Origin of the sequence: Duganella levis (genome assembly GCF_009857605.1) — a bacterium.
In the GTDB taxonomy this organism is placed as follows: domain Bacteria; phylum Pseudomonadota; class Gammaproteobacteria; order Burkholderiales; family Burkholderiaceae_D; genus Rugamonas; species Rugamonas levis.
Window position 1 is genome coordinate 253966 of record NZ_WWCT01000006.1, and the last position, 24754, is coordinate 278719.

20 protein-coding genes are annotated in these 24754 nt (G+C 61.1%); 6 read left to right on the top strand and 14 right to left on the bottom strand.

From position 1 onward, the window contains the following. Positions 1-27: 27 nt before the first annotated feature. The 5 genes from GTP69_RS10665 (at position 28) to GTP69_RS10685 (ending at position 7606) form a co-directional block, all read left to right on the top strand. Positions 28-1134, top strand: coding sequence for a LacI family DNA-binding transcriptional regulator (locus GTP69_RS10665; protein WP_161054865.1), 1107 nt, complete (start codon positions 28-30; stop codon positions 1132-1134). A gap of 22 nt (positions 1135-1156) precedes the next feature. Continuing rightward, on the top strand, positions 1157-2668 hold the full coding sequence (locus tag GTP69_RS10670; RefSeq protein ID WP_161054866.1) for a carboxylesterase/lipase family protein: 1512 nt from the start codon (positions 1157-1159) through the stop codon (positions 2666-2668). Positions 2669-2755: 87 nt separating this feature from the next. Next, complete coding sequence (locus GTP69_RS10675) at positions 2756-5101, top strand: M1 family metallopeptidase (RefSeq protein ID WP_161054867.1); 2346 nt, start codon at positions 2756-2758, stop codon at positions 5099-5101. 32 nt (positions 5102-5133) lie between these two features. Then, positions 5134-5592 (top strand): DUF6702 family protein, encoded by a 459-nt coding sequence (locus GTP69_RS10680; RefSeq protein ID WP_202424368.1) that lies wholly within the window; start codon positions 5134-5136, stop codon positions 5590-5592. Then, complete coding sequence (locus tag GTP69_RS10685) at positions 5534-7606, top strand: TonB-dependent receptor (RefSeq protein ID WP_161054869.1); 2073 nt, start codon at positions 5534-5536, stop codon at positions 7604-7606. The genes GTP69_RS10680 and GTP69_RS10685 overlap by 59 nt, the downstream gene beginning before the upstream one ends. On the opposite strand, the gene GTP69_RS10690 is transcribed toward GTP69_RS10685, so the two are convergent. Both GTP69_RS10690 and GTP69_RS10695 read right to left on the bottom strand, forming a co-directional pair. After that, positions 7603-8628, bottom strand: coding sequence for an aldo/keto reductase (locus tag GTP69_RS10690; protein ID WP_161054870.1), 1026 nt, complete (start codon positions 8626-8628; stop codon positions 7603-7605). The two genes, GTP69_RS10685 and GTP69_RS10690, sit on opposite strands and share 4 nt — an antisense overlap. Before the next feature lie 90 nt (positions 8629-8718). Further along, positions 8719-9672, bottom strand: coding sequence for a GlxA family transcriptional regulator (locus tag GTP69_RS10695; protein WP_161054871.1), 954 nt, complete (start codon positions 9670-9672; stop codon positions 8719-8721). Positions 9673-9866: 194 nt separating this feature from the next. Between GTP69_RS10695 and GTP69_RS10700 the strand changes: the two genes are divergently transcribed. After that, the gene (locus tag GTP69_RS10700; protein ID WP_161054872.1) at positions 9867-10910 is read left to right on the top strand and encodes an ATP-binding protein; all 1044 of its coding nucleotides are present in this window, start codon (positions 9867-9869) and stop codon (positions 10908-10910) included. 946 nt (positions 10911-11856) lie between these two features. Here the strand turns inward: GTP69_RS10700 and GTP69_RS10705 are convergent. The 12 genes from GTP69_RS10705 to GTP69_RS10760 form a co-directional block, all read right to left on the bottom strand. Further along, the gene (locus GTP69_RS10705; protein ID WP_161054873.1) at positions 11857-12276 is read right to left on the bottom strand and encodes a hypothetical protein; all 420 of its coding nucleotides are present in this window, start codon (positions 12274-12276) and stop codon (positions 11857-11859) included. 95 nt (positions 12277-12371) lie between these two features. After that, on the bottom strand, positions 12372-12665 hold the full coding sequence (locus GTP69_RS10710) for a DUF7684 family protein (RefSeq protein WP_161054874.1): 294 nt from the start codon (positions 12663-12665) through the stop codon (positions 12372-12374). 338 nt (positions 12666-13003) lie between these two features. Continuing rightward, positions 13004-13243, bottom strand: a complete 240-nt coding sequence (locus tag GTP69_RS10715; protein ID WP_161054875.1) for a DUF7661 family protein — start codon at positions 13241-13243, stop codon at positions 13004-13006. A gap of 128 nt (positions 13244-13371) precedes the next feature. Continuing rightward, a complete protein-coding gene (locus tag GTP69_RS10720; RefSeq protein ID WP_161054876.1) occupies positions 13372-15054 on the bottom strand; it encodes a methyl-accepting chemotaxis protein in 1683 nt (560 codons plus the stop codon). A gap of 84 nt (positions 15055-15138) precedes the next feature. Beyond that, positions 15139-16722 (bottom strand): rhodanese-related sulfurtransferase, encoded by a 1584-nt coding sequence (locus GTP69_RS10725; protein ID WP_371867891.1) that lies wholly within the window; start codon positions 16720-16722, stop codon positions 15139-15141. A 576-nt stretch (positions 16723-17298) separates the two neighbouring features. After that, positions 17299-18627 (bottom strand): LLM class flavin-dependent oxidoreductase, encoded by a 1329-nt coding sequence (locus GTP69_RS10730; RefSeq protein ID WP_161054878.1) that lies wholly within the window; start codon positions 18625-18627, stop codon positions 17299-17301. A 23-nt stretch (positions 18628-18650) separates the two neighbouring features. Then, positions 18651-19643: an ABC transporter substrate-binding protein gene (locus GTP69_RS10735; protein WP_161054879.1), complete on the bottom strand. Its 993-nt coding sequence runs from the start codon at positions 19641-19643 to the stop codon at positions 18651-18653. Further along, the gene (locus tag GTP69_RS10740) at positions 19633-22122 is read right to left on the bottom strand and encodes a TonB-dependent receptor plug domain-containing protein (protein ID WP_161054880.1); all 2490 of its coding nucleotides are present in this window, start codon (positions 22120-22122) and stop codon (positions 19633-19635) included. Before GTP69_RS10740 ends, GTP69_RS10735 begins: the two co-directional genes overlap by 11 nt. A 22-nt stretch (positions 22123-22144) precedes the next feature. Beyond that, a complete protein-coding gene (locus tag GTP69_RS10745) occupies positions 22145-23077 on the bottom strand; it encodes an ABC transporter substrate-binding protein (RefSeq protein ID WP_229260890.1) in 933 nt (310 codons plus the stop codon). Positions 23078-23159: 82 nt separating this feature from the next. Then, positions 23160-23582, bottom strand: coding sequence for an ExbD/TolR family protein (locus GTP69_RS10750; RefSeq protein ID WP_161054882.1), 423 nt, complete (start codon positions 23580-23582; stop codon positions 23160-23162). Position 23583: 1 nt separating this feature from the next. Continuing rightward, on the bottom strand, positions 23584-24369 hold the full coding sequence (locus tag GTP69_RS10755) for a MotA/TolQ/ExbB proton channel family protein (RefSeq protein ID WP_161054883.1): 786 nt from the start codon (positions 24367-24369) through the stop codon (positions 23584-23586). Positions 24370-24381: 12 nt separating this feature from the next. Next, positions 24382-24666, bottom strand: coding sequence for a TonB family protein (locus GTP69_RS10760; protein WP_161054884.1), 285 nt, complete (start codon positions 24664-24666; stop codon positions 24382-24384). Positions 24667-24754 lie beyond the last annotated feature (88 nt).

Below are 24754 nucleotides of genomic sequence, written 5' to 3' on the forward strand. Positions count from 1 at the left end.
ACTTAGCTTTATATTTATTGAGGACAGATGACGAAATCCAAGGTGAAACCGGCGCCGGTACCGGCCGTGCAGAGCCGCTCGCAAGCGCCGACCATGGCCGATGTGGCCGAACTGGCAGGCGTATCCCCGATGACGGTGTCGCGCGTGATGAACGGCGATACCAACGTCCGCGAGAAAACCCGCAACCGCGTCGATGCTGCCGTTGCTGCCCTCAACTACGTCCCCAATCAGGCGGCGCGCCGCCTGGCCGGCTCGCGCCCGATCCGCGTCGGCTTTCTGTATTCGAATCCGTCCGCCGGCTATCTGAGCGAATTCCTGGTCGGCCTGCTGAACCAGGCCAGCCCGAATAACGTGCAGTTGGTGGTGGAAAAATGCGAGGCCGATGAACACGGCGTCGAACAGGCGCGCCGCCTGATAGCCAATGGCGTCGACGGCATCATCCTGCCGCCGCCGCTGTGCGACGTGCATAACCTGATCGACCTGATTGCCACTTCCGGAACGCCGGCGATTACCGTCGCCTGCGGCCAGCCCGACCCGCGCGTCGGCGGCGTCAGTATCGACGACTATCAGGCTGCGTATGCCATGACCTGCCACCTGATCGCGCTGGGCCACCAGCGCATCGGCTTCGTCATCGGCCACCCGAACCAGAGCGCCAGCGCGCGCCGCCTGGCCGGCTTCAAGGCCGCTATCGCCGAGAAGCATGTGCAAAGCGCGCCGGAACTGATCGTGCAGGGCCAGTTCACCTACCGTTCCGGCCTGGATGCGGCGGAGTCGCTGCTGGGGCTTGCGCAGCGCCCGACCGCCGTCTTCGCCAGTAATGACGATATGGCGGCCGCCGTCGTGGCCATCGCCCACCGCCTGGGACTGGACGTGCCGGGCGACCTGACCGTGGCCGGCTTCGATGATACCGCGCTGGCCACCACCATCTGGCCGGAGCTGACCACCGTGCGCCAGCCGATTACCGCCATGGCGGAAGAAGCGGTGCAGTCGTTGGTGCGCCTGATCCGCGCCCAGCGCAACGGCACGCCGGAAGCGCCCGAACACGTCGTCACCAAACATACGCTGGTACGCCGCCAGTCCGATGCCGCGCCGCGCCTGAGGCCATCGGCCAAAATCGCTGGCAAGGCTAAATAATCACTTTACATCACTGACGCCCATGAAAAAAGCTGGCCTGCTGCTTCTGTCTTCCACAGTGTTTGCACTCTCCGCCCATGCGGCGCCGAAAGCCACCACCGCCACCGGCGCGGTGGAAGGCGTGGCGGAAGCATCCGGCGTCACCGCGTACAAGGGCATTCCCTATGCGGCGGCGCCAGTGGGCCAGCTGCGATGGAAGGCGCCGCAACCGGCGGCCAAATGGAAAGGCACGCGCAAGGCCGACCATTTCGGCGCGCGCTGCATGCAGCTGCCGCTGTTTGACGACATGGTGTTCCGCTCCGATGGCGTCAGCGAAGACTGCCTGTTCCTGAATGTCTGGACGCCGGCCAAGTCGCCCAAGGAAAAGCTGCCGGTGCTGGTCTACTTCTACGGCGGCGGCTTTGCGGCCGGTGATGGCTCCGAGCCGCGCTACGATGGTGAGAGCATGGCGGCCAAGGGCGTCGTCACGCTGACCATCAACTACCGCCTCAACGTGTTCGGCTTCCTGGCGCATCCGGAGCTGAGCAAGGAGTCGCCGCACCACACATCCGGCAACTACGGCCTGATGGACCAGGCAGCGGCGCTGCTGTGGGTGAAGAAGAATATCGCGGCCTTCGGCGGCGATCCAACGCGCGTGACCATTGCCGGCGAATCGGCCGGCTCTTTTTCGGTTAGCGCGCAGATGATCAATCCGCAGTCCAAAGGTCTGTTCGCCGGCGCGATAGGCGAAAGCGGCTCGCTGCTTGGCCTGATGGCGCCCGCGCCGCTGGCCGCCGCAGAGCAGGCCGGCGCAGGCTTCGCGCAAGGCATCGGCGCGCCAACGCTTGCCGAACTGCGCGCCTTGCCCGCCACCCAGCTGCTGGAAAACCTCAAGAAGCCCGGCGCCTGGTTCTTTGCGATCCAGGACGGCTATGTGGTACCGCGCTCGCCGGTCGCCATGTACGCGGCGGGCGAACAGGCCAAGGTGCCGCTGCTGGCAGGCTGGAATTCATACGAAGGCCACTACAAGCAAATCCTCGGCGAGGCCGAACCGACCAGCGAAAACTTCGCCGCCGCATTGCAAAAACTGTACGGCGACCAGGCCGCAGCGGCGCAGCAGGCCTACAGCGGCGACGTCAAACAGGCGGCGACGGAACTGGCCAGCGACCGCTTCATCGGCTACGGCACCTGGAAATGGATCGACAGCCACGCGCGCACCAGCGGCAAGCCGACCTACCGTTATTACTACACGCGTCCGCGTCCGGGCCAGGAAGGCGCCAACCACTCGGTGGAAATCGAATATGCGCTGGGCAACCTGCCAGGTAATAAAGTATATGCATGGAGCGCGGAAGATTATGCGCTTTCTGCGCAGATGCAGACCTACTTCGCCAACTTCATCAAGACCGGAAATCCCAACGGCGCAGGCCTGCCGGAATGGCCGCAAGCCAGCGCCGGCATGGGCTCCCGCTTAATGCAACTGGATGTCGTCTCCAAAACTATCACAGCCAGCGACGACGCGCACTATCAATTTCAGGAGTCGCAGGCAAAACGGTAACAACGGTTTGTATTTTATTGTATCAGCAGGTAATCGATTGCAAACCTGCTATACAATTTATCCTCTTATCTTGAGGAAACATACCCAATGCAGAAGAAACTTGGCTTCCTGGCCCTGTGCCTGACAGTTTCCGCCTACGCGGCGGAACCTTTCGACGACAAATTCCGTCAACTCGAAGAAATCCTGCCGACTCCAAACGCCTACCGCACCGCATCCGGCGCACCAGGCCACGCCTACTGGCAGCAGCGCGCTGATTACACCATCAGCGCCTCGCTGGACGAAGCCAAGCGCGCCCTCACCGGCAGCGAACAGATCACCTACCACAATAACTCGCCGGACACGCTGAGCTATCTGTGGGTGCAGCTGGACCAGAACATCTACAAAAAGGACTCCGACGCCCGCATGATGCTGACGCAGCCATCGCGCGAAGCGTGGGCCAAGCCGGCCAATCCGGACGACGGCTACAAGTTCGAAGGTATGCGCGGCATCCTGGCCGGCCGCGAATTCGACGGCGGCTTCAAGATCAAGACCGTGGCATCCGGCGGCCAGCCGCTGAAGTACGTCATCAACCGCACCATGATGCGCATCGACCTGCCGAAGCCTTTGAAGTCCGGCGAGCAGTTCGTGTTCAATATCGACTGGTCCTACAACATCAACGAACAGCAAGTGCTGGGCGGCCGTTCCGGCTACGAGCACTTTGACGAAGACAAGAACGACCTGTTCGAAATCGCCCAGTGGTTCCCGCGCATGGCCGCCTACTACGACGTCTACGGCTGGCAGCACAAGCAGTTCCTGGGCACCGGCGAATTCACGCTGGAATTCGGCGACTACGACGTCCAGCTGACCGTCCCGGCCGACCACGTGGTGGCCTCCACCGGCGAACTGCAAAACCCGAACGATGTGCTGACCGCCGCCCAGCGTGACCGCCTGGCCAAGGCCCGCACCGCGACCGCGCCAGTGGTCATCGTGACGCAGGAAGAAGCCACCGCCGCCGAGAAGTCGCACAGCACCGCCAGCAAAACCTGGCACTTCAAGGCCAGCAACGTGCGCGATTTCGCCTGGGCCTCCAGCCGCAAATTCATCTGGGATGCGCAAGGCTACAAGAAGGACACCACCGACGTGATGGCGATGTCCTACTATCCGAAGGAAGGCAATCCGCTGTGGGGCAAGTACAGCACCCAGGCCATCATCCACACCATCGACAAGTACAACAAGTACAGCTTCGACTTCCCGTACCCGACCGCGATCTCGGTCAACGGTCCGGTGGGCGGCATGGAATATCCGATGATCTCCTTCAACGGCCCGCGCCCGACCAAGGACAAGAAAACCGGCCAGCTGACCTGGTCGCAGCAGACCAAGTATGGCCTGATCGGCGTGATCATCCACGAAGTGGGCCACAACTACTTCCCGATGATCGTCAACTCGGATGAGCGTCAATGGACCTGGATGGATGAAGGCCTGAACACCTTCGTGCAATACCTGGCCGAGCAGGAATGGGAAGACAACTACCCATCGCGCCGCGGCGAGCCGCGCAACATCGTCGACTACATGAAGAGCCGCAACCAGGTGCCGATCATGACCAACTCGGAGTCGATCGCTGCGCTGGGTAACAACGCCTACGCCAAGCCGGCCACTGGCCTGAACATCCTGCGCGAGACCATCCTGGGCCGCGAACTGTTCGACTATGCCTTCCGCGAATACGCACAGCGCTGGAAGTTCAAGCGCCCTACCCCGGCTGACTTCTTCCGCACCATGGAAGACGCATCGGGCACGGACCTCGACTGGTTCTGGCACGGCTGGTTCTACACCACCGATCCGGTGGACATCAGCATCGACGGCATCACCGAGTACGGCGTCGGCACGAAAAATCCGGAAACCGAAAAGGCCTGGAAAAAAGCGCAGAAGGATGCGCAGCCTATCTCCGTTTCGGAACAGCGCAACAAGGCCCTGCCGAAACGCCTGGCGGACCATCCGGAACTGAAGGACTTCTACAACGAGCACGACGAATTCACCGTCACCAACAAGGACCGCAACAGCTACGCCGAAGCGATCGAGAAGCTGGAACCGTGGGAGAAGAAGCTGCTGGATCAGGGCAAGCACCTGTACCTGGTGGACTTCTCCAACCTGGGCGGCATGGTGATGCCGTTGATCCTGGAAGTTGAACTGAAGAGCGGCAAAAAGTACATCGAGCGCATTCCGGCCGAAGTATGGCGCTACTCGCCGAAGAAAATCACCAAGCTGATTGTGACCGACGAACCGATGGTAGGCCTGACCCAGGACCCATACTGGGAAACCGCCGACATCGATACGTCCAACAATTCGTGGCCACGTAAAGTCTCGCAATCGCGCCTGGAGCTGTTCAAGACCGAGCGTGACCGCAATAACCTGATGCGCGACTTCAACACGCCGCTGAAAAAGGACGAGAAGAAGTGATCGCACGCCGCCTGCGCGCGGTGGTAGCAACCATGCTGGCAGCAGCCAGCATGGCCGCATCTGCCCATAACTTCCACATGGGCATAGCGGATATCAGCTACAACCAGCGCACCGGCAGCACCGAGATCGTGCACACCTATACGGGGCACGATCTCGCCGCGCTGCTGACGAATCTCTACGGCCGCCAGTTCGATCTGGGCCGACCGGACAGCGAAGCACCGCTGCGCCGCTACGTGGAAAAACAATTCACCGTCACCGACAAGGATGGCAAAAGCCTGCCGCTGCAATGGATCGGCGCCAAGATCGATGCCGACAGCATCATGATTTTCCAGGAAATCAAAGGCGAAAAACTGACAAAAGGTAGCCGCATCCACAACGCTTTGCTGATAGACTTCCTGCCGTCGCAAAGAAACACCGTTAATGTGGAAACCGATGGCACCGTCAAAACACTCTTCTTCGATCAAGACAGCATCGATCAAATCGCCCCTTAAATATGCTTTGCTGTTGGCCCTGGGTTCCGCCCAGGCCGACGACCAGATCCTGCAACGGGTCTTTGTCGATGGCTCGCGCACCAACCAGTTGGGCGTGGCCGATGCGGCCAGCGCCGGCACCATTACGCAGGACGAACTGGCGGCACGCACCGTCTACCGTCCCGGCGAAGTGCTGGAGGCGGTGCCGGGACTGGTGGTCAGCCAGCATAGCGGCGAAGGCAAGGCCAATCAGTTTTACCTGCGCGGCTTCAACCTCGATCACGGCACCGACTTGCGCACCACCGTCGACGGCATGCCGGTCAACCAGCGTAGCCACGCGCATGGCCAGGGCTGGACTGACCTGAACTTCCTGATTCCCGAACTGGCGGTGCGCCTCGATTACAAAAAAGGCCCGTACTCCGCCGAGGAAGGCGACTTTGCGTCGGCCGGCACTGCGTCGGTGGTGTACGCCAACCGCCTGCTGCAAGGCGTGGCCAGCGTGTCGGCCGGCCAGAACGGCTACGGCCGCGCATTGGTCGCCGATTCGGTGGACACCCAGCGCGGCAGCCTGCTGTACGCCATCGAAGCGATGCACAACGACGGCCCCTTCACCCGGCCTGACGATTACCAGAAGCTGAACGCCGTGCTGCGCTACAGCGAGGGCTACGCCAACAACGGCTTCAACATCGCGCTGATGGCCTACAAGGCCGACTGGAATTCCACCGACCAGATTCCGCTGCGCGCCGTGCAGGATGGCCAGATCGGCCGCAACGACGCCATCGACAATACCGACGGCGGCAAAGCCCATCGTTACAGCCTGTCCGGCGCCTGGCGCCGCACCACCGACGACAGCGCGTCCAAGGTCAACGCCTACATCATCGCCAATCAGCTTGACCTGTGGTCCAACTTCACCTACTTCATGGATGATCCGGTACATGGCGACCAGTTTGCGCAGCCGGACAAGCGCGTGACCAGCGGCGTGAATGCGTCGCACAGCTGGCACCAGCATACCGACACCGGCAACACCGAAACCACCGTCGGCGTGCAGCTCCAGAACGATAATATCTTCAACGGTTTGTACAACACGCAGGCGCGCCGCACGCTGTCGGTGACGCGGCAGGATCATATCGTCGAGTCCAGCGCCGCCCTGTTCGTCGAGAACAACACGCGCTGGAACGCGGCCTTCCGCACCGTGGCCGGCGCGCGGCTGGACAGCTATCGCTTCGACGTGCAGAGCAACCTGGCCGCCAACTCCGGTAAGGCCAATGACCACTTGGTCAGCCCGAGTCTGAGCCTGATCTACGGCCCGTGGCAGACCGCCGAGGTGTACGCCAACTTCGGCAGCGGCTTCCATAGCAACGACGCGCGCGGGTCCACCATCACCATCGATCCCAAGACCGGCCTGGCGGCGGACAAGGTGCAGCCGCTGGTGCGCTCGCGCGGCATGGAGGTCGGCGCGCGTACATCATGGCTGCCTGGCTTGCAAACCTCGCTGTCGGTATACCGGCTGGACTTCGATTCGGAGCTGACCTATGCCGGCGACGCCGGCACCACCGAAGCCGGTCCGCCAAGCCGCCGTTACGGCATTGAGTTCTCCAACTACTACAAGCCACTGAAATGGCTGTCGGTGGATCTGGACCTGGCGTATGCGCGCGCACGTTCGCGCGGCTACGTGGAAGAAGGCAGCTATATCGCCGGTGCGATTGAAGGCACCGGGCAGCTGGCGGTCACCGTGGACGATGGCGGACCTTATTCGGCTTCGCTGAAGCTGCGCTACTTTGGTCCGCGTCCGCTGATCGAGGATAACAGCGTGCGCTCCAATGCCAGCATGACGCTGAACGGCCGCCTGGGCTGGAAGATCCGCAAGGACTTGCGGCTGGAGCTGGAAGCATTCAACATCACCAACCGCCACGATTCGGCCATCGACTACTACTATGCGTCGCAGCTGAAGGGCGAAGCGGCGCCGGTGTCCGACATCCACTTCCACCCCATCGAATCGCGCTCCGTGCGGGCGACGCTGATCAAGAACTTCTAGGCGCCGCGCTCATTGAGGATGGCGAAACCGCGCTGGTGCCACACAGGATAAGCCGGCGTTACATCGCTGGCCTGCTCCAGCAGCGCATTCTGCTCCGGCGTCAGCGACCATCCGGTGGCGCCGATGTTCTCGATCAGCTGCTTCTCGTCGCGCGCGCCGATGATGACGTTGGCCACGGTCTTCTTCCCCAGCAGCCAGTTCAGCGCAATCTGCGGGATGGATTTGCCGGTCTGCTCGGCCACCACATCCAGCGCGTCGATGATGCGGAACAGGCGCTCTTCTTCAAAGTGCGGACCGGTGCCGGCGATGTCGTGCGCGCGCGTGCCCGGCTTGGCCGGCTGGCCGCGACGAATCTTGCCGGTCAACTTGCCCCAGCCCAGTGGACTCCAGACCACCGCACCAACGCCCTGGTCTTCCGCCAATGGCGCCAGCTCCCATTCGTAATCGCGGTTCAGCAGCGAATAGTAAATCTGATGTGCCACATGGCGCGGATAGCCATAGCGGTCCGAGGTCGCCAGGGATTTCATCAAATGCCAGCCGGAGAAGTTAGAGGCGCCGGTGTATCGCACCTTGCCGTCGCGGACCAGCTGGTCCAGCGTGGACAGCGTCTCTTCCACCGGCGTGTTGTAGTCCTGGCCGTGCAGCTGCAACAGGTCGATGTGATCAACTTGCAGGCGCTTCAGCGATTGGTCGACGGCGTCGATGATGTGCTGGCGCGAGGAGCCGTAATCGTTGGCGCCATCGCCGGTGGGGAATGTGACCTTGGTGGAAATCAGCAAACGATTGCGCTTGCCCTTGATCGCCTCGCCGAGGATTTGTTCGGCCAAGCCGTCCGAGTAGACGTCGGCGGTGTCGAACAGGGAGACGCCGTGTTCCAGGCAGACGTCGATCAGGCGCGAGGCGCCGCCGGCATCGGTACTGCCCCAGGCTTTGAAGAAGTCATTCCCACCGCCGAACGTCGCAGTGCCAAAACTCAGTTCCGGCACCCGCAGGCCGGACTTTCCAAGACGCTTGAAATTCATCGCAATCCTCCAAATTGGCGCGCACCACGGCGCGCTGGATCTTGATTGTAGCGCGCTACGGAAAATCGCGTTGCCGCCCCCCGCGTTCTGTCACGGAGCCAGGGAAGCCTTGCGGGCGCGGGAGCCTTTCAGGACTTTTTGCGGGACATCACTTAGTTCCCGCAGGAACGCGCGCCGCATTCTTGCCTCGTCGCCGAAGCCAGTTTGCACCGCGATGCGTGACGCCGACGAGTGACCGCTCTCGATAAGATTTTTTGCCGCATCCACGCGTAGCTTCTCGATGGCTTTAGCAGGAGAAAGCCCCGTTTCCGCCTTGAACGCGCGACTGAAGTGACGCGGACTCCAGTTAGCCTGATCAGCCAGCAGCTCGACACTCAATGCTTCGTTTAAATTGTTGCGGATAAAGGCCAGCGCTTGGCGGATGCGCTCGTGCTTGGGATCGATATCGGCCAGGACAGAAAACTGGCTCTGGCCGCCGGGACGCCGGTGACTCAACACCATCATCTTGCAAATCATTTGGGTCACATGGTGGCCGACATCCGCCTCCACCATGCTCAGTATCAAGTCCGTTCCCGCCGTCATGCCGGCAGAACTCCAGACATGGCCATCGCGCACGAACATGCGGTCCGGCACGACCTTGGCGCCAGGCAGCCGATTGACCAACTCATCTGTATAGCCCCAATGCGTCGTCACTTCGCGTCCGTCGAAGGCGCCGGCCGCCCCCAGGATAAACGCGCCGGTGCAGATGCTCGCCACGCGCCGCGACTCGGTCAACGCCAGGCGCAAGCGCGCGACCAGGTCGGGAGCCGCCGTGGGAACACCGGGCATGCTGCCGACGATGATCGTGTCGTAGCGCTGCGCTTCAAATTTTTTGGTATCGACACCTATGCCGCTCATGCTGTAGACGATGCCACCCGACATGGAAACAATGTCCAGCGCATACGTATCAGGGGCGTAATGGTTCGCGATCCCCAGCACCGTAGCGACGGACAGATCGAGCAAATTGAACTGTGGAAAAATGACAAGTGCGACTTTTGCTACCATACCAACTCCATGAGCTAACTCCCTGAGCCTCCCTCGGCCATTGGCTATTATAAAAGAGGTCGCCAAATTCGATGCGGAGGCGGTCAATGTCCTTTTTCGTCGCTTGTTTGGCCTCTCCGCGCAGGCAGCGCTTCGTATAATCCCTTCAGTACGCTTACTTCGTTTCCGCAAGGCGCGCCTATTCCCCCAATACGATGCTCAAGTCCCAGTCATTCGCCGCCCACCAGAAAAGCCGAAGTCTGCTTTTCGCCTTACTGATGGGGACAATTTTTGCCTCCAGCAGCGCGGAGCCGGGGACGTTGGTCGTCGCACCGCAAGAACGCACCGCGCCGGTGGAAATCAGCGTTGAATTGCCACCCGGGAGCTACCGTTTCCAGGTGCTGGCAGCGAACGAAGACGGCGACTGGAAAGAATATGGCGCCGCGCAAAAGCTCGACACCCCCGAGACCGTGGTGCAAACGCTGTGGTTCCGCATCCTGCTGGCGGGGCTGGTGGGATTGTCGCTGTGGTGGTGGTACCGGAGGCGATCGTGCCAGGCCGCCGCCCAGGCGCAAAGCCGACTGGAGGAACGCCTGGACGAGCGGCATCGCATCGCCCGTGAGCTGCATGACACCCTGCTGCAATCGGTGCAAGGCCTGATCCTCAAAGTGCAGGCCGTCGCGCTCGGTCTACCGACGGAAAAGAAGGCGCTGCGCGACGAAATCCAGGCCATCGTCAGTCAAGCCATCTCATCGCTGGAAGAAGGACGTGACCGCGTGCAGAACCTGCGCATCCACGGCTTGCATGCCACGGCGTTGGAAGCCGTGTTGAGCGGAACCGCGGACCAGTTCGCAGATGAACATTTAAAAGAGCCGCCCCGGATTCAAGTCATCGGTTCGGCGCGGGAGCTGCATTTGATCGTGGAGGAAGAGCTGAGTGCGATCGGACGCGAAGCGCTGATCAACAGCTATCGCCACGCGTATCGGGCAATCGACATCGAGCTACGCTATGGCCGCCGGCATTTCAGCCTGTCGATCACCGATGTCGGGCCCGGCATCCCCAACGCCGTTATTGCCGCGCAAGGACGAGCCGGCCGCTGGGGACTGCGCGGTATGCATGAGCGGGCGGCGAAGATTGGCGCGCAGTTATCGCTTCGCAGCATCGCCGGGAATGGCACCCGCATCACCGTGACGCTGCCTGCAAGAATGGCTTATCAGCACAAGCCATGGCACTGGCTGCCTCGCTGTATGAGGCATTAGACGGCAGCTCGCTAGCGCGCTGCGGCGCATGCTGAAACCCGGCATCGATTTTCCTCAGCCGCCAGACGTGCCCTTCTTCTAAGCCGATCCCGATATCCCCGGCCGCATTATCCGCAAGCTGAACGGCGTCACCGAATCCGGCAACATCGTCAACGGCAAGTTTCGTCTTGCAAAATGATGACGCTAAAAACTGCGCGTCGGATCCGGCACAAAAAAATCAAAGCCATTACATCCGCATTGACATAAGTCCGTCACTTCACCAAAGGCTAACTGTTGAATAAAATCGCCGTAATTTGGCAGGGCTTGCTGCTTCAAGAGTTCTAGCCAGCCGTGTGCCTTCTCGGTACTGTTTGTCATATAGAACCTTAAACACGATAACTAATGTGCCGGTCACGACCTTTCCAAGCGTTCTGCCGGAAACCACCTCAAAACATACGTAGTAGAGAACGTAACATGCTATGCAAATGTCCCACCACTTGATGCCATTTAGCGCTTCAAGAGCATCTATCCCGTATGCCACGCCGTAAGCGATCTGCAAAATAAGCAACCCTATCCATATACCGATTTGATCGACCACAAAGGTTCAAAAACGGCGAGTGGCAAAAGCTATCTCTGCCGCAATCCGCTCTCTCTGATCAGCTCGATAACACCAGTGTCTTCTGGCGGCCGTTAGATGACTCTTTTGCGTGAAAAAATCTGCCAGCAAAATATTACAGCCAAGGCTAGAGATACGACGGACAACCCAGTAACAAAATACTCAGGTAAGAGGGTTGGAAATACCTTATCGAAGACTGTATAACTCAGCGAAAAAGCAAAAATCAACGACGGCAGCCATTGCTTTTGCCAAGCAAAACCAGCCATCGCAACAGTCGACCCGACGATACTTAACATAGTAGTGACGTGCATCGTACCCCTCTCAAATTTGCATGCCCGGATGTGGCCAAAGTCAGAACCAGCCCATAAGCGAAGGCTTTTTGGTCCCTGTTATGGCACCAGGGTGCGCTTTGAAGTCGTGAATAACCCTCTCAAGCGCTGCCAGGATCTTTGGTCGCTTTGAATGATGTGAAAGACGAGCTGGCAACTTCTCGAACCAGCGCTGTGTTTCGTAATGGTCTCCACCCAAATTTTCACGGTAAACAGGCAAGCGTCCACTCATGCGAATCTTTTGCGCAAAATAGTCATGGCAAAGTTCAATTTGCATGACACTATGAAAGGTAAAACGAAAGCCACAAACATCCACTAAACAAACCTTGTATGGCAGCAGTCCCTTTGAGCTTTGATATCGTTGGAGTTGTTCGTCGTCAATGTACGACATGTAATTCGGGTAATGCCCCGTTCGATAATCTTTGACAGTGATTTTTGCCATAGGTATTGATTCATCATCTCGTTGGACAACCAGTGACCACTATTGGCCGTATGCCGACTACTTTGGACGCCGTCCGCTAATGGCGGGCTGCGGCATCATCGCTCTACCAGCTGAACCGCATGTTCGTGGCCCGTTTTAAACATTTGCGCAAACGCGATCACCTCTTCTAGCGATTCGTTCCGATGGCAGGTGGTAATGATGAGATGCTGTCCATTCCCATCCTCATCAATGCTAATCCAGTCCAGAGCATCCTCCCATTTATCGGCGTCTTGACCGAGTACGCAGAAGAGTTCAATACGGTCCTGCAGCAATTCACGCAGAAACCCATCGTCCCGCTCTGAACGATATCCAGATTTCGAAAGCAAAACAATTTTTCCAGAGTAGGGCATATTTCAACGGGCCTGCATTTGGCTGGTCGCGGCATAGCTACGAGAGGCTCCAAGCTGCCTCGAAATCTTGTGACGAAATTGCAGTGTATCCGGACTCAGATAAATCAAGCGGAGTTTGGCTCAATCTACCGAACTCATCCTCTATATGCTGTTCACCATAACATAGGCGAACACCCGAATCGTACAGCTCAACCTGACGAAGTACACCGCCATTATCATCAACTTCGAAGTACCACCAAGAGGTTCCCCAAGCGTTATGCTCATCGCCTCCAAGCTCAGCCCAGTGTCGTTTAACGTAAGTCGGCATATTCAAATCAGGTCAATAACGCCAGTGACTGCTATTTGGCCGAAAGCGGGCCTTGCGTTAACTGCACAGCCCTGGAATTACGAGGCGTAGCGTTCTCGTGGTACAGGTCCGCCAAATATTCACACAGCTCACTCTCGGCAACATCTCCCGGCACGACGAAGTCTGCCGGCCGGCGCTTGCCGTCGGCTCCCAGGTAAAAAGCTTGCCAAGCCCCTTCAACGCCCGTCACTGCGATGAACGCACCAAAAATATTGAACCTGAATTCGTTCATGATAATTACGCATATTCCACTTGATTGGGGAGTGCATCGACTTTATCAGGAGATTGTCGATATGGCAAAAAAAAGGGCCAAGAAAAACTTGGCCCTGTCGTCACGCCTTTACTCCGAAAAGCGTTTGCTTAGAATTCTTCCCACTCGTTGCTCGACGCAGCGGCAGCTTTCAATTTTTGCGGTGCCGGCTTGGGCGCTGGCTTGGCGCGCGGCGCTTTCGCCAGCGACGTCACCGTGGCGACAGTCCGTGCGGCCGGTGGCGCATATGCACTGCTGATGCGGAACGCACTCACCACCTCTTCCAGCTTGTCCGCCTGATCGCGCAGCGTGGCGGCTGCGGCAGCGGTCTGTTCGACCAGCGCGGCATTCTGCTGCGTGGTCTGGTCCATCTCCGTCACCGCGCGGTGCACTTGCGAGATGCCGTCGTTCTGCTCCTGCGTGGCGGCGCTGATTTCGCCGACGATGTCGGTCACCTGCTTGATGCTAGCCACCACTTCATGCATCGTCGATCCTGCCTGCTCCACCAGCTTGGTGCCCGAGCCGACCTTCTCGACCGAATCATCGATCAGCGCCTTGATCTCCTTGGCCGCCGCCGCCGAGCGCTGCGCCAGATTGCGCACTTCGGTGGCGACGACCGCAAAGCCACGACCCTGTTCACCGGCGCGCGCCGCTTCCACTGCCGCATTCAGCGCCAGGATATTGGTCTGGAAGGCGATACCGTCAATCACCGAAATAATATCCACGATCTTGCGCGACGATTCGTTGATGGAGCCCATGGTCACCACCACCTGCTCGACCACCGCGCCGCCCTGCGTCGCCACTTCGGACGCCGACCGCGCCAGCTGGTTCGCCTGACGCGCGTTGTCCGCATTCTGGCCAACGGTGGACGTCAGCTGCTCCATGCTGGCCGCCGTCTCTTCCAGCGCCGCCGCTTGCGACGAAGTACGCTGCGACAGGTCGCCGGTGCCCGATGCAATCTGCTGCGACGCCGCGCCGACTGCACTGGTCGATGCGCGCACCGTGTCGATCACGCCCGCAATCTGCTCCAGCAGCTTGTTGAACGCCACCGCCGTATGGCCGATTTCGTCCATGCGCTCGACGCGGATTTGTTTGGTCAGGTCCAGCGACTGGCTCACATCTTCCAGCGTGCCGCGAATCGAGGCCAGGCTGCTGCGAATGGTGGTGTACAGCTGCCATGCCAGCACGCCGGTCACAATCACCGCCAGCACAATCACCGTCACCAGCAGGCGGAAAGCGAAGTCGTACGCCGCCACACTCTCGGCGCGCACATCATCACTCAGCTTGTTGTTGTAAGCGATATGGTCGTCGAAGGCTTTTTTCAGCGCGCCGGCCGACGTGGCCAGCGGCGTGCCGGCTTGCAGCGTGGCGCGCACCGCATCGAGGTCGCCGGCGTGGGCGCCATTCAGGAACGGCACCAGCGCCCGGCGATAAGTCGCCATCGCCGCCTTGTCGGCATCCAGCATCTTGCGGTCGGTGTCGTCGAAGATGCGTTCTTTTTCGTAGTTCGCCATCACCTCGTCAAACTTGGCGTGGGCGTCGTTGTAGGCTTTATCCAGCGCGCTCTTGTCGGCCAGGTTGGAGAACACCGACAGCCGATAGCCGGCCAGGCGCGTGTCCGCCATATAGCCCTTGGCCATATTCAGGCTGGCGATGCTGGGGATCAAACGGGTCTGCACCATGTCCAGCCGCTGCTGCGCCTTGGACAGTTGCGTCAGGCCGGCGACGCCGACAAAAATCAGCGCCGCCAAAGCCAGCGACAAGGTGAGTATCAAGCGCTTCGTAATCGTCATTGCCATTTTCCCAAGCTGATTAAACAAGTATCATGAGAAAATTATGCTGCATTGCAACTAAAATTGCAATGAAACAATTAGAACTCAGATTACTTTAAAGCCATGCGTACCGTCCTTGCCCAATTGCGCCACCAGGCCAAACTCCCAATCGAGGTAGGCCTGCATGGCGTCCGCGCGGTTGTCAGTCCCTTCGTAAGGACGGCGATAACGGTCAATCAGCGGCGACGCCAGACGCGTGACGCCCGACTCCACCGGCTTGCCGGCGGCCAGCCACGCGGCCGTACCGCCAGTCAGCACCAGCACCGGCAGCTTGGTCAGCGCTTTCAGGTCCGCGCCGACATAGCGTGCCAGCAGGCTGCTGCCACAAGTGAGCACGTAGCGCTGCACACCCTCCGGCAGTTGCGCCAGCGCCGCAGCCAATTGAGAGCGTAACGCGAACCAGGCGCCGGGAATATGTCGCTTCTGGTAGTTGACGCCAGAGGTGAAGTCCAGTACCGCTACCTGCTGCGGCGCAGTATCCAGCCACTCGGCCAGGGTCTCGACGCTGATTTCTTCCACCGCCGGATGCGGTGGCAGCTCATCCTTCCACGCGCCGGCGACGCTGAAGTCAGCCGGCTGCAAGCCATCGACCACATACACGTCGTTGTTCATCTGCTTGAGCCAGTGCGCGGTGAGGTTGGCGCGCACGCCGTCGCTATCGGCCAGCACGATGCGTGCGCCGCGCACCGGCGCGAATTGTTCGGTTTCCTGCACCAGCTGCCCGCCCGGCGCGTTGCGGAAGTGCGGCAGCCTGCCATCGCCGTATTCGCCGGGACTGCGCACGTCGAAGAAGTAGTTGGTGCGCGCGCGGTCCGCATGCAGTGCCGCTAGCTGCGCGCGATCCAGTCGCGGCACGCCGGCGCGATCGGCCAGCGCGCGCGCGTCTTGCGCCGCCGTCTGCCGGTTGGCTTCCGCCGCAGGCGGATAGCTACGGGACTGGCCGTGTTCCAGCTGCTGCTGCGCCAGCGTCCAGCCGATGGTGCCATTGCGCAGCGCAGACACCGGATTCGGCACGCCGGCATTAATCAACGACTGCGTGCCGATGATGCTGCGCGTGCGTCCGGCGCAATTGACGATGATGCGGGTGGACGGATCGGGCGCCAGCTCGCGCGCGCGCAAGGCCAGCTCCGCGCCAGGTACGCTGATGCTGCCTGGGATACTCATGGTCTGGTATTCGTCGTAGCGGCGCGCGTCGAGGATGACGATGTTCTCGCCATTGTCGATCAGCGCTTTCACTTCGGGCGCTGACAGCGATGGCGTGTGCCGCTCATGCTCCACCAGTTCGCCGAAGGATTTGCTCGGCACATTCACATCGCGGAAAAGTTCACCGCCGGCGGCGCGCCAGCCTGCGATGCCGCCATCCAGCAGCGCCACATTGGTGTAGCCTAGCTGGTGTAGCCGCAGCGCCGACGGCAGCGCCAGGCCTTCACCATCGTCCAGCACCACAATCGGCGCATCGCGGCGCGGCAGCTTGGTATAGGCGTCGACTTCGATGCGGCCGTATGGGAAGTTGGCGGCGAACAGCGGATGCTCTTGCGCGTGCGGGTCTTCTTCGCGCACGTCCAGCAGCGCGATCTCGCGGCCAGCCAGCAGCTCCGCCCTCACCTGCTCGTAACTGCGAAGCGGAATCTGCGGCGTATAGCCGGAGCGGAATGGCTTGACCTGGCCATCCAGCGTGAACACATGGCGATCCACCTCGCCGATATCCGCGCCGTACACGTGGATGCCGACCGACACGCGGTCGCTGTAGGCGTTGTAGACCTGATGGATATCGCCCAGGGTCGGCGACACCGCAACCACGGTGCCGGCTTCCAGCCGCTGCGGCTCGCCGTGGCGCTCCAGCGTGCCGTCCGCGTTGCGGCGGAAGTCGTGCGAAATCTCGGCGCCGCGCAGCAGGCCAATCAAGCCCCATACGGTGTGGTCGTGTATCGGTGTTGACTGGCCCGGTCCCCAAACAAAGCTCACCACCGAAAAACGCGCGGCCGGATCGCGGTACAGCAGGTACTGCCGATAGAACTGCGGATGCGGCGCAGCGGCTTCCGGCGGCAACCAGTCGTCATGGGCAATCAGCTCGCGCAGTGCGGCCGAGCCTTGCTCGACAAGCTGTGCTTCATCCTGGCCGATCACGGCTTCCAGCTGACTGACGAAATGCCGCAGTCGCGGCGACAGATCGGATTGTAATACTTCGCTCATCTTGCTTCCTCCTTACGCAGCCTGGCGGCGTGCGGCGGTGTTGCGGTTTTCCGGCACGTCCAGGCCCAGATTACCACGTAAGGTATGGTGCTCGTACTCCCGGCGGAACAGGCCGCGCTGTTGCAGGATCGGCACGACTTCGCTGACGAAAGCGTCCAGCTGGCGCGGCAGCGATTCAAACAAAATGAAGCCGTCGGCTGCGCCATTTTCAAACCAGCGCTGGATGGCGGCCGCCACTTGCACGCCGGTGCCGACGAATTCACGGCGCGGGCTGGCGTAGCGCAGTGCTGTCTCGCGCAGCGTCAGGTTTTCTTCGCGCGCGGTGCGGATGATGCGCTCGGACGAGCTGCGGTTGCTTTCGGCGCCGTGGTGGCCGATGTCCGGGAACGGGCCGTCCAGCGGGTACTGCGTCAGGTCATGTTCGTTGAAGGAACGGGCCAGAGCCACCAGCGCGTCTTCCACGCGGATCAGGCTTACCGCTTCCTGGAACAGACGCTCGACCTCTTCCTCGTTGCGGCCGACGATGGCGCGCAGCGCTGGCAGCACGTTCAGGCGTTCCGGCGCGCGGCCAAAGGCGGCGGCACGGCGCTTGATGTCGGCGTAGTACGCTTGCGAAGCTTCAAACGACGAGTTCTCGGTGAAGAAGGCGTCTGCATAGCGGGCCGAGAAATTGCGGCCGTCTTCCGAGGCGCCGGCCTGGAAGATCACCGGCTGTCCTTGCGGCGAGCGGCTGATGTTGAGCGGGCCGCGCACCGAGAAGAATTCGCCCTTGTGGTTGAGCGTGTGCAGCTTGGACGGGTCGAAGAACTGGCCGCCGGCTTTGTCGCGCGTGAGGGCATCGTCTTCCCACGAGTCCCACAGGCCCTGTACGGTTTCCAGATGTTCGGCGGCGATGCGGTAGCGGACTTCATGTGGTGGGTGCGTCGGTTTGCCGTAGTTGTCGGCGCTGCCGGACAACCAGGACGTGACCACGTTCCAGCCGGCGCGGCCTTTGCTGATATGGTCCAGCGACGCGAACTGGCGCGCCACGGTGTACGGTTCGCTGTAGCTGACGGTGAGCGTGCCCACCAGGCCGATGTTCTGGGTGGCGGTGGCCAGCGCCGACAGGATGGTCAGCGGTTCGAAGCGGTTCAGGTAGTGCGGGCTGGATTTTTCGGTAATGTGCACGCTGTCCGCCACGAACAGGAAGTCGAACCTGGCCTGCTCCGCCAGTTTGGCCTGGCGCAGGTAGAAGTCGATGTTGGTGCTGGCGGTAGGGTCGGCGTCCGGATGCCGCCAGTCGCCCCAGCCGGGACCAACGCCGTGCAGGATGAAGCCGAGTTTCAGTTGTCGAGTGCTCATGGTGATGCTCCTTGTATGTAGGGTCAGGCGGGATGGAACAGGCTGGGGTCCACCAGCTTGCTCGCGTCTACCCGGCGCGGGAATAATTTGGCTTCGTAGAAGGTGTCTGCGACTTCCTGCAACTGGCGGACGATTTCGCTGTCCACCGCGCGCAGTTGAGGCTTGTCGCGGCTGACGGCCAGCTTGGCCACGTCGGGCGGCAAGCCTGTCAAACGCTGGAATACTTCGACGTACTCATTGGGGTGGGCGTTGGCCCAGACGTTCGATTGCGCCAGCCGTTGCAGCACGTCCGCCAGTGCGGCGCGCTTGCCGGGATCGGCCAGCGCTGCATCCGAAGCGGCAATGACGCCGATGCCGGAGTTGATGCCAACGCCATTGCGCAGCACCCGCGCGCCGCGTAGCTCGGCGGCCGCCTGGTAGGTGCCGAAGGTGGCCCATGCCTCGATCTTCCCGCTGGAGAAAGCGACGGCGGCGTCGCTCGGCAGGAGGAAACCGGTAGTGACGTCCTGCGGCTTGAGGCCCGCTTCGCGCAGCGCACCAAACAACAGGAAGTGCGCCACGCTGCCGCGCGCGGAAGAGACGATGACGTTGCGGCCTTTGAGGTCGGCCACGGTCTTGATCGGCGAATCCGGCGGTACCAGGATGGCGACGCTGACCGGCGAGGAGACGCTGGCCGCCACCACCTTGACGCGCGCGCCGCCGGCGGCCGCTGCCAGGGCCGGCGTGTCGGCCGCCATGGCGGTATCGACGTCGCCGGAGACCACCGCCTCAAACAACGGCGCCGCCCCCTGGAAGCTGGCCCACTGGATTTTGTACGGCACATCTTTCAGCACGCCAGCCGCTTCGGCCTTGGTCTGCAACAGGCGGACCTGATCGCCCAGCACCAGCGTGACCTTGGACAGATCGACCGCCGCACTGCCCGCTGCCGGTCCGGCCTTGCCACAAGCACTCAGCAACGCTCCCGCCGGGAGCATCGCCAGCAGCCGGCGACGGATCACATCCGGATCAGAAGGCATAGGTCACCTTGCCGTAGTAGTACGCACCGCTCGGCGCAAACGGCGCAGGGCCGTACACAAAGCTATTGCCGCCGGAGTTGGCATCACCCGGACCATTCTTGTCAGGCTTGGTATTAAACACATTGGCCGCGCCAACCACCAGCTTGACCTTCTTGGTCACCGCATAGCTCAAATCCAGATCCGTCAGCCACTTGGCGCCGAAGTGGTAATCCTGCGCGCGATTGGCGGTGGTCTGCCACGTATAGGAGTCATAGCGCGTCGTCTGCGCATTGGCCTCAAAATCGCCGAGGAACCAGCGCGCCGACAATATCAGCTTGGTCTTGGGTGTCGCACTCAAATCGCCAATGCCGCCACCCGCCGAATAGCCGAACCACACCGAACTACCGCCCGTATTCGCACCGAGCGCCGTAATCTGCGACGGCGTAGCATTAATGCGCGTGACCGTGGTCTTGTTCCAGTTCAGCGCCCCGCCCCAGCGCACCAGCCCATACGTGCCGTAATCACTGGTAATGTCAGCCACCAGATCCGCGCCACGCGTGCGCGTATCAACCGCATTGGCGAAATACTGTACCCACTCGGTACCGGTCAGCCCCGCCGCAATCAGTGTCGGCGCAAACGCCGGACCAAACATGTAACCAGTGCGGACGATGCGGTCCTTCACCTTGACCTGATAGCCGTCCAGCGTCACATTGATGTTATCCGCAGGCTTGAGCACCAGCCCCAGGCCAAAGTTGACCGACTTTTCCGGGTCCAGATCGCGCGCGCCAAACTTGTGCGCCAGCTCGGAATCGTTGCGTAGCAGCTTGGACAAACTCGGCTCCACCACACCGGTCACCGGATTGATGTTGGTGCGGTTATCGGTCTGCGAATAGCCGGTCTGCGTCAGCGAAGGTGCGCGGAAGCCGCTGCCCACCGTTCCCCGTACCGCTACCTTCGGCGAAAAATCGTAACGGCTATTGATCTTGCCGCTGGCCGTGTTGCCGGCACTGTCGTTGTAATGTTCAAAGCGCACCGCGCCATCGACAAACCAGTCCGCGACCGGATAAAAGCCAAGGTCGTTGTACACCGCCAGCACCGTGCGGCGGATACTGGTGGCATCCGCAGGCGACAACGCCACGCCAGCCTGTGCACCCACCGCCGCCGGCTTGCCGACGTTAGGATTGCCATCCTGGTCCCCGGTTTTGAAGACATAGCCGCCATTGATATAGCCCAGCGGATCGCCGGCAAAAGTCGAGAAGCGCTCAACGCGCTGTTCCAGACCCCACGACCATTGCAGCGGCTTGCTCCAGCCGATATCCAACGCGCGCGTAAAGTCTTCGTTGGTGGTCCACTGCTCGAACTGATAGGTGGCCAGGTTGTCGAAACTGGTCGGCGAGGTTGGGCCCAGCGAAGGATTCAGCGTCAGGTTGCTGTACTGGCGGGCGCGGTTCTTGCCGTAGCCGGAGCTGATATCCCAGTTCCATCCCGATGTCTTGCCGCGCGCGCCGACGTTCAGCTGGTAATCGAAGGCGCTCATGTTATTGATCGCGAAGTACCCGTCCGGGAAAATCTGCGCGATGGTCGCCAGCCCGTTCGGACGGCGGAAGTTATTCCCCGCCACCGTGTTGCGCGTGCCGGCCGTGCCGAAAGCGTATAGCGTGATATCGGCGTTGTACGGCTTCTCCGCATTAAAAGCCAGATCGTAAGCCTCGATGCCCGGATCGCCGTTATGCGCGCCGTCGCGGTTCCAGGTCGCGTTCTTGGGATTGGAGGCCGGCGAATAAGCCACCAGATTCGTCGACGGGAAGTTATACCAGGCTTGCCCACGCTTGCGCGCCGCCGCGGCAATATGCAGGAAGCCATCGTCGCCCAACGCGAAACCAGCGTCGCCTTCAATCTTCTTGCTCGACAGGTCGCCGTCGCCCTCTTTCAGCTTGCCATAGCTTGCCGAGATTTCGCCGCCATGATTACCCGTTTTGAGAATGACGTTGACCACGCCCGCCACCGCATCCGAGCCGTATTGGGCCGCCGCGCTGTCCTTCAGCACCTCGATATGATCGATGGCGCTGAGCGGAATGGTATCGAGGTCGATGGCGTTCACGCCGCTGGTGTCACCGCCGCCGTTGGTCAGCAGCGCGCTGTTGTGACGGCGCTTGCCGTTGACCAGCACCAGCGTGTAGGCCGGCCCCAGGCCGCGATTGCTCACCGGCCGCACCACCGAGTTCACGCCCGCCTGGTTGGTGCCGAAGTTAAAGGACGGCAGCAGGCGCGCCAGCGCCTCGGCCAGTTCCGCGCGACCGGTGTGGATCAATTGTTCGCCGCTGATCACGTCAATCGGCGCCGGGCTGTCCGCCACGGTACGGGCTTCGCCGCGCACGCCGGTGGTCACCACCACGTCCTGCACCTGGCCCACGCTGGTCTGCGCCAGCGCTGGGATACCGATGGCCATCAGCGCCAGGCTCAATGGCGTCAATGCGATCTTCTTGGAATAATGCTGCATGCCTTTTCTTCCTCTCTTATTATCAGGTCAAATATTTAGCGAAACTGTGATCCCAGATCGGACGCACGTCGACGCGCCGGCCCAGCAGGCCCGCGTCGGCAAATACATCCGCGACTTTTTGTTGTGATTTGATGGCCGCATCGTCCACCGCGATCAATTTGAATGGTTCGCTGCGGTTCTTCACCTGATTCAGGAAGAACTGCGCCGGCACGCCCGCGATCTGGCCGCTTTTGGCGGCCCACTTTTCCGGATTGTTGTTGATCCAGTCGTAGACTTTAGATACCCGTTGCAGGTAGTCGCCCACCGCCTGGAACTTGGCCGGATCGGCAATCGCCTGCGTTGACGCGCTGATGACATAGTTACCGGACAAGTAGCCCTTCGCCGTGCGCAGCACGCGCGCGCCCTGGCTCTTGGCAAATTCCACCACCAGCCCGTAGATGATCCAGGCATCCAGCTGGCCGCTCTTGAACGCGGCCAGTCCGTCCGGTGGCGGCAGCGCCACCGGCTGGATGTCCTTGATCGTCAGGCCGTTCTCCTTCAGCAGCTGGAGCAGGAAGTAATGCGAGGTAGTGGAGCGCACGTAGCCAATCCGCTTGCCCTTGAACTGCGACGGATCGCTAATGGTCGAATTCTTCGGCACCAGCACAACCTGGTTATTCACGTCGCCGCGCAGCACCGCGATCACCTTCAGTGGCGCCGCGCTAGCCGCCGCGAAGATCGGCGGAATCTCACTCATGCCGCCGAAATCCAGTGTCCCGGAAGACATGGCTTCCACAATCAGGTTCCCGCCCGAGAATTCCGCCACGGCGGTCTTGTACGGGATGTCCGCCACTCCGGCTTCGGTGAAGTAGTAGCTGTCGCCGCCCTTGTAGGTGCCGATGCGCAGCGTGGTATCGCGCAGTTGCGCCGCTGCGGCGCGGGTGGCGTTGCTCCAGCCGTCCACTAATACGGCCATGGCTGCGCCTTTTTTCAGAAATTGACGACGAGCGCCGCCCTTCGAAATCATCGAATCCATCTTCCAACCTTTAATCAGTGAGTTATTGCGAGGGCTGTTCCGACACCAGCGCGATGCGGGCGTAACCGGCATCATTCAGGGCGCCCATGGTCTTGACGATGCGGCCATAGGCCAGCGCCTGGTCGCCGCGCAGGTGAATGCGGCGCTCCTTGTCGCCATCGGCCTCCTGCGCCATCAGCGGCAGCAGCGTCTCCGGCGTGGCGGCGGTCTGGTTGACGTAGACCGTGCCTTCGGCGTTGATGCTGACGACGATCGGCGGCTTCGGTTCCTGCAGCGGCTTGGCGTTCGATGTCGGCAAATCGACCTTGACGCCGGCGGTCATCATCGGCGCTGCGACCATGAAGACGATCAGCAGCACCAGCATCACATCCACCAGCGGCGTCACGTTAATATCGCTAACCGGCGTCGGACGCGTGGCAGGACCGGAAGAGAGACGCACCCCCATATCAGGCTCCCTGCGCCGACAGCGACGTCACATTGCGGCCCGCGTGATCCGCCTTGGCTGGCGCAACATCGACGTTTTCAACCTGTGACTCCCCTGCTTCCAGCTGGCGCGAGAGCTGCACCTCCACCAGCCCGACCAGCGTCGATAAGCGGCCGGCATAGTTATTCAAATCGCCGGATGCGCGGTTGTAGGCCACCACTGCGGGAATCGCCGCCACCAGGCCGAGCGCCGTGGCGAACAAGGCTTCCGCGATGCCCGGCGCCACCACGGTCAGGCTGGTGTTATTACTGGCGGCGATGCCCTGGAAGGCGTTCATGATGCCCCACACGGTGCCGAACAGGCCGACGAACGGCGCCACCGAACCGACGGTGGCCAGCACCGACAAGCCCCGCTGCAACTGCTCCACTTCCACATTGCTGGAGATCTGGCCGACGCGGTTGATGCGCTCTTTCAGGCTGTCACGGCCAGACTCGGTCTGATGCAGGTGCTGGCGGTGCGTGATCTGCCATTCGTCGACAATCGCGTGATAGATGCGGGCGAACGGATCTTGCGCGTGCTGCTTCAGCTCCTGCGCCAGCCGGCCGAGCGAGCGCTGTCCGGCCACTGCCGCAGTCCAGTTGATGGCGTTGCGACGCAGCCTGGCGAAGCGAATCAGCTTGTCGATGATGACGCCCCAGCTGACCAGCGAGGCAAGCGTCAGCAGCACGAGGATGGATTTGACGATCACGTCGGCCTGCTCGAATAACTCCAGCGGCGTCAGATGGGCGGCGACTTGGGTAGCACTCATGGCGGTTCCTTGTTAGTTAATTTTAAAGACGATGTTCCCGGCCAGCAGATAGCTGCTGCCGCCCAGGTCGGGCAGGCGCGGGAAAGGCGCGGCGCGGCGTATGGCGTCGCGTGCCGCTTCGTCCAACGCTTCCACGCCGGACGACTGAATATCAAAAGACACCAGCGAACCATCAGGATTGAGCGTCAGGCGGTAGCCGACTTTGCCCTGCTGGCGGCGCATCTTCGCTTCGCGCGGGTAGTCTGCGTTGCGGTTGATGCGGGCGTAGACCTGGTTGACGTAGTCGGTCGGGAACATCGTCTTTAAAATTAACTAACAAGGAACCGCCATGAGTGCTACCCAAGTCGCCGCCCATCTGACGCCGCTGGAGTTATTCGAGCAGGCC

Bases quoted from the DNA above. Each gene is read 5' to 3' on its own strand.
- GTP69_RS10665 (WP_161054865.1), top strand. From the start codon at position 28: ATGACGAAATCCAAGGTGAAACCGGCGCCGGTACCGGCCGTGCAGAGC.
- GTP69_RS10670 (WP_161054866.1), top strand. From the start codon at position 1,157: ATGAAAAAAGCTGGCCTGCTGCTTCTGTCTTCCACAGTGTTTGCACTC.
- GTP69_RS10675 (WP_161054867.1), top strand. From the start codon at position 2,756: ATGCAGAAGAAACTTGGCTTCCTGGCCCTGTGCCTGACAGTTTCCGCC.
- GTP69_RS10680 (WP_202424368.1), top strand. From the start codon at position 5,134: ATGCTGGCAGCAGCCAGCATGGCCGCATCTGCCCATAACTTCCACATG.
- GTP69_RS10685 (WP_161054869.1), top strand. From the start codon at position 5,534: ATGGCACCGTCAAAACACTCTTCTTCGATCAAGACAGCATCGATCAAA.
- GTP69_RS10690 (WP_161054870.1), bottom strand. From the start codon at position 8,628: ATGAATTTCAAGCGTCTTGGAAAGTCCGGCCTGCGGGTGCCGGAACTG.
- GTP69_RS10695 (WP_161054871.1), bottom strand. From the start codon at position 9,672: ATGGTAGCAAAAGTCGCACTTGTCATTTTTCCACAGTTCAATTTGCTC.
- GTP69_RS10700 (WP_161054872.1), top strand. From the start codon at position 9,867: ATGCTCAAGTCCCAGTCATTCGCCGCCCACCAGAAAAGCCGAAGTCTG.
- GTP69_RS10705 (WP_161054873.1), bottom strand. From the start codon at position 12,276: ATGGCAAAAATCACTGTCAAAGATTATCGAACGGGGCATTACCCGAAT.
- GTP69_RS10710 (WP_161054874.1), bottom strand. From the start codon at position 12,665: ATGCCCTACTCTGGAAAAATTGTTTTGCTTTCGAAATCTGGATATCGT.
- GTP69_RS10715 (WP_161054875.1), bottom strand. From the start codon at position 13,243: ATGAACGAATTCAGGTTCAATATTTTTGGTGCGTTCATCGCAGTGACG.
- GTP69_RS10720 (WP_161054876.1), bottom strand. From the start codon at position 15,054: ATGACGATTACGAAGCGCTTGATACTCACCTTGTCGCTGGCTTTGGCG.
- GTP69_RS10730 (WP_161054878.1), bottom strand. From the start codon at position 18,627: ATGAGCACTCGACAACTGAAACTCGGCTTCATCCTGCACGGCGTTGGT.
- GTP69_RS10735 (WP_161054879.1), bottom strand. From the start codon at position 19,643: ATGCCTTCTGATCCGGATGTGATCCGTCGCCGGCTGCTGGCGATGCTC.
- GTP69_RS10740 (WP_161054880.1), bottom strand. From the start codon at position 22,122: ATGCAGCATTATTCCAAGAAGATCGCATTGACGCCATTGAGCCTGGCG.
- GTP69_RS10745 (WP_229260890.1), bottom strand. From the start codon at position 23,077: ATGGCCGTATTAGTGGACGGCTGGAGCAACGCCACCCGCGCCGCAGCG.
- GTP69_RS10750 (WP_161054882.1), bottom strand. From the start codon at position 23,582: ATGGGGGTGCGTCTCTCTTCCGGTCCTGCCACGCGTCCGACGCCGGTT.
- GTP69_RS10755 (WP_161054883.1), bottom strand. From the start codon at position 24,369: ATGAGTGCTACCCAAGTCGCCGCCCATCTGACGCCGCTGGAGTTATTC.
- GTP69_RS10760 (WP_161054884.1), bottom strand. From the start codon at position 24,666: ATGTTCCCGACCGACTACGTCAACCAGGTCTACGCCCGCATCAACCGC.